The 13,277-nt window shown below is 62.8% G+C and carries 15 protein-coding genes and 1 tRNA gene; 7 read left to right on the forward strand and 9 right to left on the reverse strand.

Annotated features, from left to right (window positions below; genetic code table 11):
- Positions 1-320: 320 nt before the first annotated feature.
- On the reverse strand, positions 321-1,256 hold the full coding sequence (gene rpoH, locus QM685_RS27845) for an RNA polymerase sigma factor RpoH (RefSeq protein ID WP_415121505.1): 936 nt from the start codon (positions 1,254-1,256) through the stop codon (positions 321-323).
- 360 nt (positions 1,257-1,616) lie between these two features.
- Here rpoH and QM685_RS27850 point away from each other — a divergent pair, with 360 nt between their 5' ends.
- Together QM685_RS27850 and QM685_RS27855 are read left to right on the forward strand one after the other, a co-directional pair.
- Positions 1,617-2,180, forward strand: coding sequence for an acyloxyacyl hydrolase (locus QM685_RS27850; RefSeq protein WP_415121507.1), 564 nt, complete (start codon positions 1,617-1,619; stop codon positions 2,178-2,180).
- 41 nt (positions 2,181-2,221) lie between these two features.
- A complete protein-coding gene (locus QM685_RS27855; RefSeq protein WP_415121509.1) occupies positions 2,222-2,605 on the forward strand; it encodes a nuclear transport factor 2 family protein in 384 nt (127 codons plus the stop codon).
- Positions 2,606-2,791: 186 nt separating this feature from the next.
- On the opposite strand, the gene ybiB is transcribed toward QM685_RS27855, so the two are convergent.
- Entirely contained in the window at positions 2,792-3,769 is a 978-nt protein-coding gene (ybiB, locus tag QM685_RS27860; RefSeq protein WP_415121511.1) for a DNA-binding protein YbiB, read from the reverse strand.
- A 228-nt stretch (positions 3,770-3,997) separates the two neighbouring features.
- Here ybiB and QM685_RS27865 point away from each other — a divergent pair, with 228 nt between their 5' ends.
- A complete protein-coding gene (locus tag QM685_RS27865) occupies positions 3,998-4,696 on the forward strand; it encodes a fumarylacetoacetate hydrolase family protein (protein ID WP_415121513.1) in 699 nt (232 codons plus the stop codon).
- 33 nt (positions 4,697-4,729) lie between these two features.
- Positions 4,730-5,374: a maleylacetoacetate isomerase gene (gene maiA / locus QM685_RS27870; RefSeq protein ID WP_415121515.1), complete on the forward strand. Its 645-nt coding sequence runs from the start codon at positions 4,730-4,732 to the stop codon at positions 5,372-5,374.
- A 129-nt stretch (positions 5,375-5,503) separates the two neighbouring features.
- Here maiA and ftsY read toward each other — a convergent pair whose 3' ends face one another.
- Positions 5,504-6,649, reverse strand: a complete 1,146-nt coding sequence (gene ftsY, locus QM685_RS27875) for a signal recognition particle-docking protein FtsY (RefSeq protein ID WP_415121517.1) — start codon at positions 6,647-6,649, stop codon at positions 5,504-5,506.
- Positions 6,650-6,901: 252 nt separating this feature from the next.
- Between ftsY and rsmD the strand changes: the two genes are divergently transcribed.
- From rsmD to QM685_RS27890, 3 genes are all read left to right on the forward strand, one after another.
- A complete protein-coding gene (gene rsmD, locus QM685_RS27880; RefSeq protein WP_415121519.1) occupies positions 6,902-7,516 on the forward strand; it encodes a 16S rRNA (guanine(966)-N(2))-methyltransferase RsmD in 615 nt (204 codons plus the stop codon).
- 109 nt (positions 7,517-7,625) lie between these two features.
- The gene (gene coaD, locus QM685_RS27885; protein ID WP_415121521.1) at positions 7,626-8,135 is read left to right on the forward strand and encodes a pantetheine-phosphate adenylyltransferase; all 510 of its coding nucleotides are present in this window, start codon (positions 7,626-7,628) and stop codon (positions 8,133-8,135) included.
- A gap of 68 nt (positions 8,136-8,203) precedes the next feature.
- Complete coding sequence (locus QM685_RS27890) at positions 8,204-8,461, forward strand: YfhL family 4Fe-4S dicluster ferredoxin (RefSeq protein WP_415121523.1); 258 nt, start codon at positions 8,204-8,206, stop codon at positions 8,459-8,461.
- Between the two features lie 80 nt (positions 8,462-8,541).
- Here QM685_RS27890 and hisC read toward each other — a convergent pair whose 3' ends face one another.
- The 6 genes from hisC to ispE form a co-directional block, all read right to left on the reverse strand.
- Positions 8,542-9,621 carry a histidinol-phosphate transaminase gene (gene hisC / locus QM685_RS27895; protein ID WP_415121525.1) on the reverse strand — a complete coding sequence of 360 codons (1,080 nt, stop codon included), beginning with the start codon at positions 9,619-9,621 and terminating at the stop codon, positions 8,542-8,544.
- Positions 9,622-9,700: 79 nt separating this feature from the next.
- The gene (pth, locus tag QM685_RS27900; protein WP_415121527.1) at positions 9,701-10,306 is read right to left on the reverse strand and encodes an aminoacyl-tRNA hydrolase; all 606 of its coding nucleotides are present in this window, start codon (positions 10,304-10,306) and stop codon (positions 9,701-9,703) included.
- A 150-nt stretch (positions 10,307-10,456) separates the two neighbouring features.
- On the reverse strand, positions 10,457-11,074 hold the full coding sequence (locus QM685_RS27905) for a 50S ribosomal protein L25/general stress protein Ctc (protein ID WP_415121529.1): 618 nt from the start codon (positions 11,072-11,074) through the stop codon (positions 10,457-10,459).
- Positions 11,075-11,237: 163 nt separating this feature from the next.
- On the reverse strand, positions 11,238-12,194 hold the full coding sequence (locus QM685_RS27910; RefSeq protein WP_415121531.1) for a ribose-phosphate pyrophosphokinase: 957 nt from the start codon (positions 12,192-12,194) through the stop codon (positions 11,238-11,240).
- 54 nt (positions 12,195-12,248) lie between these two features.
- A tRNA-Gln gene (locus QM685_RS27915) sits at positions 12,249-12,325 on the reverse strand.
- A 52-nt stretch (positions 12,326-12,377) separates the two neighbouring features.
- The gene (gene ispE / locus QM685_RS27920; RefSeq protein ID WP_415121533.1) at positions 12,378-13,259 is read right to left on the reverse strand and encodes a 4-(cytidine 5'-diphospho)-2-C-methyl-D-erythritol kinase; all 882 of its coding nucleotides are present in this window, start codon (positions 13,257-13,259) and stop codon (positions 12,378-12,380) included.
- Between the last annotated feature and the right edge of the window lie 18 nt (positions 13,260-13,277).

Genomic DNA, 13,277 nt, shown 5'->3' on the forward strand with positions numbered 1-13,277 from the left:
GGTGGAACCTCGCGCGCTCTGGTGTGGCGGTGCGGCATTGGGTCGCGAAACTCGCCGCTTTCACGCAGTATTGCTGCCTGGTTTGCGATACGTCAAGGAAGGTGTGGCGGTGCGGCATTTCCCGGCCGCGGGCGGGCGGCCGCGAGTGTGCCGCCACGAAAATGTCAAAAATGAATGCAAAAAAGCCCCGCCGTCTTGCGAGGGCGGGGCTTGTGTCAGGGGGTTAAGGACGACTACCGGCTGGCAACGTAGGCGCCGAATGGTGTGCCCGCTATGCCGGGACGCTCGACGCTCGATACGCCCACGGCGGCTTGCAGGCTTTACGCGTATTCGGCCAGTGCGCCGCGCATCTTCTTCATTGCGCTCGCTTCGATCTGCCGGATGCGTTCGGCCGACACCCCGAATTCGTCGGCCAGCTCGTGCAGCGTCGAGCCGCCCGAGCCGTCGTCGGCCACCTTCAGCCAGCGAGCCTCGATGATGCGGCGGCTGCGCGAGTCGAGTGCATCGAGCGCACTGGCGATGCCGTCGCCTTGCAGCTTGTCGCGCTGACGCGAAGCCAGCACGGCGGTCGGCTCACTGTGCGAGTCAGCCAGGTAGGCAATCGGCGCGTACGACTCTTCACCGTCCTCGATCTGGCCTTCCAGCGCGATGTCGCCGCCCGACAGGCGCGTTTCCATTTCCGCGACCTCTTCGCGCTTCACGTTCAGTTCCTTCGCGAGACCATCGATCTCGTCCGGCGTGAATGCGCCCAGGCCCTGCTTATGGCTGCGCAGGTTGAAGAACAGCTTGCGCTGCGCCTTGGTGGTCGCGACCTTGACCATCCGCCAGTTGCGCAGGATGTATTCGTGGATCTCGGCCTTGATCCAGTGCATCGCGTACGACACGAGGCGCACGTTCTGCTCGGGGTCGAAGCGCTTGACGGCCTTCATCAGACCGATGTTGCCTTCCTGGATCAGGTCGGCGTGCGGCAGCCCATAACCGAGATAGTTGCGTGCGATCGACACGACGAGCCGCAGGTGCGACAGCACGAGGCGGCGCGCGGCCTCCAGATTGTCGTGTTCGCGAAATTCGGTGGCGAACTGGCGTTCTTCCGCCGGCGTCAGCATCGGGATCCGGTTGACGGCCTGGATGTAGGCGTCGATGTTGCCCAGCTGGCCGGGCAGCAGCGAGGAATGCGAGAGCGCCAGTGCACCTGCCGGAGCGGCCTTAGCCGACGACGGGCTCAAAGTACTCGGAAGGGTCATTGCATGGCTCACGTATGAAACTCCTTTGGAATCAGACAATAGCGTATTCAGTAAACGACTCCAGCGATGGATGTTAGCACTCTGATCTGCCGAGTGCTAATACTTAGAGGCTGTAGGGGCATCGAGGTTCCCATTAAATCTATTGAATTTTGGGTTTCAATAGCCATCATACGCGGTATTTTGCCGGCGCGCGGGACGCGTAGGAGTTACCGATGCGCTCGGATTGGTTCTTATAAATGATTGATTTTTTCCGATTTTGAAGTGAGTAATTGCGGATTTGACGCATTATTAATACGATCCACCGTCTTAAGTTTCTCTTTAGAATAAGCAGACAGTTACGCATCGTTAAATACTCGTGACAGCGGGTGCTAGATGAACAACAAGAATTCTGTTTTGCGTGGACTTACTCTAAAAACCGTGCTGGCTGCCCTGCTATTAGGGGCGGCGGGAGCGGCCTCGGCGGACCAGTTCGGCGTCCAGGTGGCGGCCGGCGTCGGCGACCATCACATCAAGAAGCTCGATCTGGGCCTTGCGTGGGATCCGAACTGGACCTGGTGGCCGATCGGCGACTGGCATTTCGCGCTGATCGGCGAGGCGCACGTAGCGTGGTGGCACACCAATGAAGGGAACGTTCACGACGACATCGGCGAGATCGGCGTGACGCCGGTGATCCGTTTCATCAAGTCGTCCGGCTCGGTGCGGCCGTTCGCCGAGGTGGGCGCCGGCGTCCGGCTTCTGACGAGTCCCCGTATTTCTACCGACCTCACGCTCAGCACCGCGTTCCAGTTTGCCGAGATGGCGGGCGTCGGGCTGCAGTTCGGCGATCATCAGCAGTACCTTGCGGGCTACCGCTTTCAGCATGTCTCCAATGGCGGTATCAAAGAGCCCAATCCTGGTATAAATTTCAGCGAGCTATATTTGCAATATAACTTCTGACCGTGGCCGCCTTCGGCCCACGGTGTGCGAGGGGCTCTGCAATGGCGGCAAAGATGATCGAAGCGATTCGCGGGCTCGAGCGGGAGCGTTTTCGCGCGATGGTCGAAGGCGACGGGCAGTCGCTCGACACGCTGCTCGCGGACAACGTGAGCTACGTTCATACGAACGGCAAGCGCGAAACGAAGCGGCAGTTCATCGACGGGATTACCGCGGGGCGCCGCCGTTATCGGCAGATCGAGGTGCAGTCGCAGGACGTGCTGCCGGCCGGGCGCGAAACCTACATCGTCACCGGCCGGGCGCTGATCGAGATGGAAGCGAACAACGGCGCGCTGCTGTTTCCGATTGCCTATACGGCGATTCATACGCAGGAAGACGGACAGTGGCGGCTGATCGCCTGGCAGGCGACACGCTGCGCGCTCGAGTGAGTTCAAGCTCGAGTCCGCCATTCAGGTGGCGACGCATGCGCCGGATTCTTCGTGCCGCCCGGCCGTGCGGTTTTTACCGGTGGCGTTCGCCCAGGGAGCCGCACGCGCAATCTGCACCGCCACGTCGCCCGCACGATCCGCAAAATCGAGACCGCTGTCGTTAGAGTATAAAAAAACGCGAACGCGTCAGACCGGCGTTTTCGCGATATCGACGATCAGCTCGACCTGCCGCTCGATCGCGCCCGGCACCGGCGCTTCGCCGCGCAGCACGGCGTCGATCCATGCGGCGGTGGTCGCCGCGTCGCGTGCTTCGGGCAGCTCGACTTCGGGTGCCTCGGGCGACGAGCGCTCGTGCGGCAGCCGCGTTTCGCACACGCCGTCGTGCAGCCAGTCGACCTGTACCTGGCGCCGCGTATCGGCCACCGCCTCGCCTTCGGTGCCGCGCGCGAGCAGCGCGCCGCCTGCCGCCGCGTCCGGATGCGAGTTGAACAGTTGCGTGAGACTGTCGCGATACGGCGGATGCGTGTAGTTCACGAGGCGCAGCCCTGGGGGCGCGAACGGCTGCAGGATCTTCACTAGCGTGTGTGTCGAATTGCGCACGCCCATGCGCCGGCGCAGCGCGAGCAGGCGCGCGAGTTTCGGCGCGAGCACGTCGATCGGCGCGAACGCGACACGGCGCTCGGCGAGGCCGTCTTCGATTTGCGCATGCGATTGCGCATGCGCAATCCGCAGATGCGTGAAGATTTCCGCGCTCGTCACGCGGCCGGGATCTTCCGTGACGCCATGCACGAGCACCGGCACGCCTTCGCGCGCGAGCAGCAGCGCGAGCAGCGGCACGAGGTTCGGCTGCTTGCGCGCGCCGTTGTACGACGGAATCGAGACAGGCCGGTACGCGCCGTGCGGCAACTGCACCGGCTCGAACGACGCATGCGCGGCGGCCAGCATCGCGGCGAGCTCGTCGGCGGTTTCACCTTTCACGCGATAAGCGAGCAGCACCGCGCCGAGTTCGAGATCGTCGACGCGGCCGTCGAGCATCGCGGCGTAGAGCGCGCGGGTGTCGTCGGCGGTCAGCGCGCGGGCGCCGTTCGGACCGCGGCCGATTTCCTTGATGAAACGGGCGCAGGGGAAGGGCGAGACGGTAGCGGTGTCGGTGGAGTCGGTCATCGGGCGCAAGGGGGCGGGCGGCGCGGCGGCCCGCATTGGAGCCGCGTGCCGCGTCATTCAGGAGAGGCTGTCTGGTGTGAGTATCGCATCTATGGCGGGCGGGCGAGAGGGAACGTGGCGGCGCGCATGGCTGCCCGCCTGCCGCGCACCACGCGGTGCCGCGCGTTACACTCGATGTTTTCTCGCCGCGTCCGCGGCGCCAATCGGAAACGGAAAACGGAGAACGGGATGAGTTACGTATTTGCACCCGCGCCACAGGTCGCGGTGCCGGTCGTGGGGTCGAGCGAGCAGTTCGCGGTGCGGCGCATCTACTGCGTGGGACGCAACTACGAAGCGCACGCGCGCGAGATGGGGCATGACCCGGATCGCGAGCCGCCATTCTTCTTCACGAAGCCGGCCGATGCGGTGGTGTACGTCGCGCCCGGCGCGATTGGCGAATTCCCGTATCCGTCGCAGACGAAGAACGTCCATTTCGAAATGGAAATGGTCGCGGCAATCGGCAAGGGCGGCAAGAACATTTCCGCCGACAGCGCACTCGATCACGTATACGGCTACGCGCTCGGTCTCGACATGACGCGCCGCGATTTGCAGGGTGAAGCGAAGAAGCTGGGGCGCCCGTGGGACACCGCGAAGGGCTTCGATCATTCCGCTCCGCTCGGCCCGATCCATCCCGCGTCGAAGGTCGGCCATATCGGCAAGGGCGCGATCTGGCTGTCGGTCAACGGCGAGGACAGGCAGCGCTCGGACGTGTCGCAACTGATCTGGTCGGTGGCCGAGACCGTGGCCTATCTGTCGACGCTGTTCGAACTGCAACCGGGCGATCTGATTTTCACCGGCACGCCGGAAGGCGTCGGCGCGGTCGTCCAGGGCGATCTGATGAAGGGCGGCGTGGACGGACTCGGCGAGTTCAGCGTGCGCGTCGTCTGACGGTTTGCGGGCAGCCAGGAGGAGGCAGACACCATGAAGCTCTACAGCTATTTCCGTAGTTCGGCCTCGTATCGCGTGCGCATCGCGCTGAACGTGAAGAGTCTGCCGTACGACTACGTGCCCGTGCACCTCGTGCGCGAAGGCGGCGAGCAGTTGAAGCCCGAATATCGCAAGGTCAACCCGGACGGCATCGTGCCGACGCTCGTCGACGGCAACAGCGTGTTGCCGCAGTCGCTTGCGATCATCGAGTATCTCGAGGAGACGCACCCCGAGCCGCCGCTATTGCCGACGACGCCGGCCGATCGCGCGTATGTGCGATCGGTTGCGTTGCAGGTCGCGTGCGAGATTCATCCGCTGAATAATCTGCGCGTGCTCAGATACCTGAAGCACACGCTGTGCGTCGACGACGACGCGAAGGATGCGTGGTACCGGCATTGGATCGATGCGGGTTTCTCGACGCTGGAAACCCACCTCGCGGGTGATGCGCGTACCGGCAAGCTGTGCTTCGGCGACACGCCGACGCTCGCCGATGCGTGTCTGATTCCGCAGGTGTTCAACGCGCAGCGCTTCAAGGTCGATACGACGAAGTTCCCGACGATCCAGCGCATCTACGATCACGCGATGCAGATCGATGCGTTTGCGCGCGCGGCGCCGGGTGTGCAGCCGGATGCCGAGTGAGGCCGGCGCCGTAGTTTTCCGAAGTCGCGGCTGGGCTTGAAATGAAGAAGGGCACTCCGCGGAGTGCCCTCTTCGTTTGATTCTAGCCGCGGCCGCCTGCCAAGCCTCGCTCGCGGCGCAATGGTGCGATTACCCGCCCAGCAGCGCGTCCGAAAACTCTTCCGCGCTGAACGGCTGCAGATCCTCGACTTTTTCGCCGACGCCGATGAAATACACCGGAATCGGCCGCTGACGCGCGATCGCGGCAAGAATGCCGCCCTTCGCGGTGCCGTCGAGCTTGGTGACGATCAGGCCGGTGAGGCCGAGCGCGTCGTCGAACGCCTTGACCTGCGTGAGCGCGTTCTGGCCAGTGTTCGCGTCGATCACGAGCAGCACCTCGTGCGGCGCGCCGTCCTGCGCCTTGCCGATCACGCGCTTCACCTTGCGCAGTTCTTCCATCAGATGCAATTGGGTCGGCAGACGCCCGGCCGTATCGGCCATCATCACGTCGATCTTGCGGGCGCGCGCGGCGCCGACCGCGTCGAAGATTACCGCCGCCGGGTCGCCGCTTTCCTGCGCGACCACGGTCACGTTGTTGCGCTGGCCCCAGACAGCGAGCTGTTCGCGCGCGGCGGCGCGGAACGTGTCGCCGGCGGCGAGCAGCACCGACTGATCGAAGCTCTGCAGATGCTTGGCGAGCTTGCCGATACTGGTGGTTTTGCCCGCGCCGTTGACGCCGGCGATCATCATTACGAGCGGCTGCGCACGGCCGAGCATCAGCGATTTTTCGAGCGGCTTGAGCAGCCCGACGAGCAACGAGCGCAGAGCCGTCTTGACCTGCTGCGGGTCCGTCAGGCGCTCGCCGCGCACTTTTTCGCGCAGCGATTCGAGCAGGAATTCGGTGGCTTCGACGCCGGCGTCCGACATCAGCAGCGCGGTTTCGAGTTCTTCGTACAGGTCCTCGTCGATCTTCGTGCCGACGAAAATGCCGGTCAGATTCGAACTCGTTTTGGACAGGCCGCTCCTCAGGCGCGTGAGCCACGAGCGCTTCGCGCCCGCATCCTGCAGGGGTGGGGGGACGATTTCGACGGTTTCGAGCGCGGCTTCTTCCGGCTCGGGCCCGGGTTCGACGACGGACGCGGCCGCTGGCGGAGCCGCCGCCGCCGCGGGTGCGGCAGGCGCTTCGGGCGCTTCAGGCGCGGCCTCGGGCGTCGCGCCGTCTTGCTCCGCCTGCGATTCGTCTGCGGCGGTATCGGACTCTTTCGAACCCTTGAATCGTTTGAAAAAGCTGAACATGATCTGGCGTATTGGAGAGCGCGCCGATGCGCGCAGCCGGCACGGGACCAGCGAAGGAGGGCAGCGCCGCGATGTGAAAACGCAAGGCGCTGGCAGCCGCACATTTTATCAGGCGTGCCGCGGCGCGTCGTATCGGCCGTTCGGCCAGGCTGGACGGGCGCCCCCTGTGTGGTAACGTTGGCGCTCCGACCCGCGCGCACTGGCGTGGCGGGCATCTTCATCAATCACTTAGCCGAAACTGCACGAAACTGCATGCCTCGTTTAGCACCTTCACGCGCCGCTGGCGCTTCGTCCAAAGGCGGCAAGCCGCATGCCATCCGCATCATCGGCGGCGACTGGAAACGCACGCCGCTGCCCGTGCTCGATCTGGACGGCCTGCGCCCCACGCCCGACCGGGTGCGCGAAACGCTGTTCAACTGGCTGGGCCAGCGTCTGGACGGCCAGCATTGCCTCGACCTGTTCGCCGGCAGCGGCGCGCTTGGCTTCGAGGCCGCGTCGCGCGGCGCCGCGCGCGTGCTGATGGTGGAGCGCAATGCGCGGGCGGCCGGCCAGTTGCGCGCAAACCAGCAGCGTCTGTCGGCGCGCATGATCGAAATCGTCGAAGCGGACGGCCTGCGGCTTGCTGCGAATCTTGCGCCTGGTTCGTTCGACGTCGTGTTCCTCGATCCGCCGTTCGACGCCGATCTGCTCGGCAAGGCGCTGGCGGTGGCCGCGCCGCTCGTCGCCGCCGGCGGCTTTCTATACGTGGAGGCGGGCGACGCGCTCGAACCGGGCAGCTACGCGCCGCTCGCCCGCTGGGACATCGTGCGGCAGGGCAAGGCGGGGGCTGTCCACTTTCATTTGCTGCAGCGCGAAAATAAGGAATAATGCGCGTTCCAAAAAAGGGCCGGGCGGTTTATCGTCACCCGCGGCAGATGCCAAATGCGTCGCGTGGACGCGATGATGTGCCCTTTTTTCTGAAGAGAGGAGAAGTCTCATGGTAGTCGCCGTGTACCCGGGCACGTTCGACCCGCTGACGCGCGGTCACGAAGACCTCGTTCGGCGCGCGTCGAGCATTTTCGACACGCTGGTGGTAGGCGTGGCCGATAGCCGAGCCAAGAAGCCGTTTTTTACGCTTAAGGAGCGCCTCGCCATCGCGCATGAGGTGCTCGGGCACTATCCGAACGTTCAGGTGATGAGTTTCCAGGGGCTCCTGAAGGACTTCGTGCGGACCAATAACGCGCGGGTGATCGTGCGGGGCCTGCGCGCGGTGTCGGACTTCGAATATGAGTTCCAGATGGCAGGCATGAACCGCTATCTGCTGCCCGACGTCGAGACGATGTTCATGACGCCGTCCGACCAGTACCAGTTCATCTCGGGCACGATCGTGCGCGAGATCGCGCAACTGGGCGGCGACGTCAGCAAGTTCGTGTTCCCGTCGGTCGAAAAATGGCTGAAGGAGAAGGTCGCTTCGATGGATCCGCAAGGCGGCGCTCAGGCGACGTAGCCCTAACCGGCGTAAACTGTCGGTTTTACGGATCAAAACCGGCTGCGCCGGTACGAAGTGAGAAAAGCATGGCCTTGATGATTACCGACGAGTGCATCAATTGCGACGTCTGCGAGCCCGAGTGCCCGAACGACGCGATTTCGATGGGCCCGGAAATCTATGTGATCGACCCGAAGAAATGCACCGAGTGCGTTGGTCATTTCGACGAACCGCAGTGCATTCAGGTGTGTCCGGTGGAGTGTATTCCACGCGACCCGAACCATCCGGAAACGCGCGAAGGCTTGATGGCGAAGTATCACGTGCTGCAGGCCGCGAAGGACGCCTGAGGTTCGAGGGGCGGGGTGTAAAAGAAAACGGCGAAGGCCTATGGGCCTTCGCCGTTTTTTGTTTTTGCCGCGGCGCGTTGTTATCCGACGTAAGCGCTGAAAATACCGCGCAGCGTGTCCAGCAGGATGTCGCACTCGGCATCGGAGCCGACTGAAATCCGCAGATGCTGGTCGATGCGCGGCGCGTTGAAGTGGCGCACGAAAATTTCTTTTTCCCGGAGCCGCAACGCAAGCGTTGCCGCGTCGTAACCCTCATGGCGCGCGAACAACAGATTCGCGGCCGATGGCACCACTTCGAAGCCGAGCGCGGTCAGTTCCGCCGCGAGCCGTTCGCGGCTCGCAATCACCTTCGCGCAGCATTCGCGGAACCACGCGTCGTCTTCATACGCGGCAGTGGCGGCCGCTTGCGCGAGCCGGTCGAGCGGATAGGAGTTGAAGCTGTCCTTCACGCGGTTCAGCGCGTCGATCAGCACGGGATTGCCGAACGCGAAGCCGACCCGCATGCCGGCCAGCGAACGGGACTTCGAAACCGTCTGCACGACGAGCAGGTTCGGATAGCGGTCGATCAGCGCAAGCGCCGACTCGGCGCCGAAATCGACGTAGGCTTCGTCGATGACCACGACAGAATCGGGTTGGCTCGCGACGAGGCGCTCGATTTCCGCGAGCGGCAGCGGACGGCCGGTCGGCGCGTTCGGGTTCGGAAACAGGATGCCGCCGTTGGGCACCGCGTAATCGTCGACATTGATCGCGAAGCTGTCGTCGAGCGCGATGGTTTGATATTCGACTTCGAAGAGTTTCGCGTAGGTCGGATAGAAGCTGTACGTGATGTCCGGAAACAGCAGCGGCTTGTCATGCTTGAGCAACGCCTGGAACGTGAGCGCGAGCACTTCGTCCGAGCCGTTGCCCGCGAATATCTGGTCGGCGTGGATGCCGTAATAGGCGGCCACCGTTTCGCGCAGCTTGCGCGCGCCCGGATCGGGATAGCGGCGCAACGCTTCGGCCGTATCGCCGAGCTCGCGCCGGATCGCCTCGAGCACGCGCGGCGACGGCGGGTACGGATTCTCGTTGGTGTTCAGTTTCACCGGATGCGCGAGCGCGGGTTGCTCGCCCGGCACATACGGCGTCAGACGGTGAACGATGTCACTCCAGTAGCGGCTCAAGCGAATCTCCTGGCGAGGTCGGTTGTCGTGTCGATGGATGTGCTGCGAAGCGGTTGCCGCCGGCGCGGCCCAGTTCAGCTCAGTTGTTGTTGCGATGCAGTTGCATCGTCGCGCGCTCCAGCTCGCCCTTGATGACCTGCGGCATCACCGCGAGCGCACGCTCGATCGACGCGTCGATCACGTCCTGTTCTTCGCGGCGCGGCGGTTTCAGCACGTAGTTGGCGACGTCCGGCTTCGCACCGGCGCGCGCGCTTTCGGGAATCAGGTCGCGTGGATGGCCGATGCCGATCCGCAGTCGCCAGTATTGCTGCGACGACAGATGCGCGGTGATGTCCTTCAGTCCATTATGCCCGCCGCTGCCGCCGCCGAGCTTCAGCTTGACACTGCCGGGGGGCATATCGAGCTCGTCGTGCGCAACGAGGATTTCATCGGGAAGGATCTTGAAGAACTGCGCAAGCGCGACGACCGACTGCCCCGAGCGGTTCATATACGTTTGCGGCTCGAGCAGATGCACTTCCTCGCCGTGCAGTCGCGCCTTCGCGTAGAAGCCGTGGAAGCGCCGCTCGTCGCGCAGCGTCGTGCCTGCCTCGCGTGCGAGTTGATCGATGAGCCAGAAACCGGCGTTGTGGCGCGTCGCGGTGTATTCGGCGCCCGGATTGCCGAGCCCGACGATCAGCTTGATCATGATTGCGTGGATCCATCTGGCCCGGCAGTGAAACGCGGCCGGACCGAATAAGCCGAAAAAAAAACCCGCCAGGGCGAACCTCGGCGGGTCACATCGACCGTTTCATTGGAAACGGATCGAGAGGATTGCTTGCTCGGAACCGGAAGGCTCTCAGGCAGCCGGCGTTTCGCCGCCTTCAGCAGCAGCGGCGTCTTCAGCGATTGCGCCAGCCGGGATCGTTGCAGCAGCGACCACCGGGTTTTCCGCATCGACGTGAGCGACGAGCGAAACACCTGCCGGCAGTGCGATGTCCTTGGCGTGAACCGATTGACCTGCTTCGATCTTCGCGAGGTCGACTTCAATGAACTCCGGCAGTGCCGACGGCAGGCACTCGATTTCCAGTTCATTGAGGACGTGCGAGATCACCGCGCTCGACAGCTTCACTGCCGGGTTGGTTTCCTGGTTCATGAAGTGCAGCGGCACCTTGGTGTGCAGCTTCTTCGACGCATCGACGCGCTGGAAGTCCACGTGCAGCACGAGCTGACGGAACGGGTGGTATTGCACGTCGCGCAGCAGAACCTGTTGCGACTTGCCACCCACTTCCAGGTCGAGAATCGACGAGTGGAAAACTTCCTTCTTCAGCGCGTGCCACAGGGCGTTGTGATCGAGTTCGATCAGTTGCGTGTCAGCACCAGCGCCATAAACGATACCCGGGGTCTTGCCCGAGTTACGCAGGCGGCGGCTCGCACCCGTACCTTGCTGGGAACGCTCGAAAGCGATGACTTTCATGTTGAATCTCCAATGCACTGCCCGCGACCAGGCAGTAAAAACAGGGCCTCGAAACCAGAATGGCTGAGGCCCGGGATGACGACACGAACCTTCGTCCGTTCATGCCGATTGTGCAAAAACGCCGTGTGTCGCATGAAGCGGTACGCGGCGTCTTCGCAAATGCTTAACTTTCAGCGAACAGCGACATCACCGAATCGCCGCGGCGAATGCGCGAGAACGTTTCGGCGAGCAGGCCGGAGCTCGTCAGCGAACGGATCTTCGCGCACGAGCGGGCTTCTTCGCCGAGCGGGATCGTGTCCGTGACCACGAGTTCGTCGAGGGCCGAAGCGGCGATACGCTCGCCTGCGCCGCCCGACAGAACCGGGTGAGTTGCGTATGCGAACACCTGTTTTGCACCGCGTTCCTTCAGAACCTGCGCGGCCTTGCACAGCGTGCCGGCGGTGTCGACCATGTCGTCCATGATCACGCAGGTGCGGCCTTCGACTTCACCGATGATGTTCATCACTTCGGCAACATTCGCCTTCGGGCGACGCTTGTCGATGATCGCGAGATCGCAATTGAGCTGCTTCGCCAATGCACGGGCGCGCACCACGCCGCCGACGTCCGGCGAAACGACCAGCAGGTTTTCGTAGTTCTGCTTGCGCAGATCACCGAGCAGCACGGGCGTTGCGTAGATGTTGTCGACCGGAATGTCGAAGAAGCCTTGAATCTGGTCGGCGTGCAGATCCATCGTGATCATCCGCTCGACGCCGGCGATTTCCAGCATGTTCGCCACGACCTTCGCCGAGATGGCGACGCGCGCCGAACGCGGACGACGATCCTGACGGGCGTAACCGAAGTAGGGGATAGCTGCGGTGATCCGGCCAGCGGATGCGCGCTTGAGCGCATCGACCATGATCATCAGTTCCATCAGATTGTCGTTCGTCGGTGCACATGTGGATTGCAGGACGAAGACATCCTTGCCGCGCACGTTTTCCTGAATCTCGACCTGGATTTCGCCGTCCGAGAAACGGCTGACCATTGCTTTGCCGAGGGGAATACCGAGATTTTTGACGACTTCCTGTGCAAGCGCCGGATTTGCGTTGCCAGTAAAAACCATCAGGCCGTCATGGCTGCTCATCGTGCACCTACTTCAGGCTGGGGGCGAGGGAGAAATGCGAGCTACGAGAATTTTTGGCAGGGGAGAAAGGATTCGAACCTTTGCATGCCGGAATCAAAATCCGGTGCCTTAACCAGCTTGGCGACTCCCCTACACTAACTTTGAGCTCCGCCGAACGTGGAGTTTCGTTCGACGATGCAAAACTTATGACGCGAAAGCAAAGAGTGGATGCTGATCCAGACCTGCGGCTACCGCACTGTCCCATTCACCTGGCAATCTGGCTTGCGCCGCCTCTGCTTCAGCTTTGCTACGGAACGCTGCAAAAACACTTGCACCTGATCCAGACATCCGCGCTGGTGCGATGTTTTCAAACCACCGCAGCACTTGCGCTACTTCCGTGTACTTTCCTGTGACAACCTGTTGCATGTCGTTCCGGCCGAAGCTTTCTGGCCAGTCAGTATTGCAGCTAAATTCTGCAGGAAAGTCCGTAATTGTGAGGGGCTTTGAATCTCTTGTCAACGCTTCTTCGGAAAAAATCGCTGCAGTTGGAACCTGCACCCTCGGCGTTACTACCAGGAAGTGACGCGGCGGCAATTGTACAACTTCTAAAGTCTCTCCGACACCCTCCGCAAATGCATTTTTTCCAAAGACAAAAAAGGGCACGTCTGCACCGAGCTTCAACGCAAGATCCTGCAGTTCCTGGCGCGGCAGATCGAGCTTCCACAGGCGGTTCAGTGCAAGCAGCGTCGTCGCCGCGTCGGAGCTGCCGCCGCCAAGGCCCGCGCCCATCGGCAGGCGCTTGTCGATTTCGATATCGACACCCTCGCGCGAACCCGTATGTGTCTTCAGCAATGTCGCGGCGCGCACGGTGAGGTCGTGCTCCGGCGGCACAGCGGCGATTTCGGTGCGACGCGCGATAAGGCCGTCTTCACGTCGCGTGAAGTGCAGTGCGTCGCCCCAGTCGAGCAACTGGAAGACCGTTTGCAGCGTGTGATAACCATCCGGCCGGCGGCCGGTGATGTGCAGAAAGAGATTGAGTTTCGCTGGCGCGAGGCAATCGCGCAGCGAATCGGTTGTTTCGATCATGAGTGAAGGCTACATGCG

This window comes from Paraburkholderia sp. (genome assembly GCF_047605525.1).
GTDB lineage: Bacteria > Pseudomonadota > Gammaproteobacteria > Burkholderiales > Burkholderiaceae > Paraburkholderia.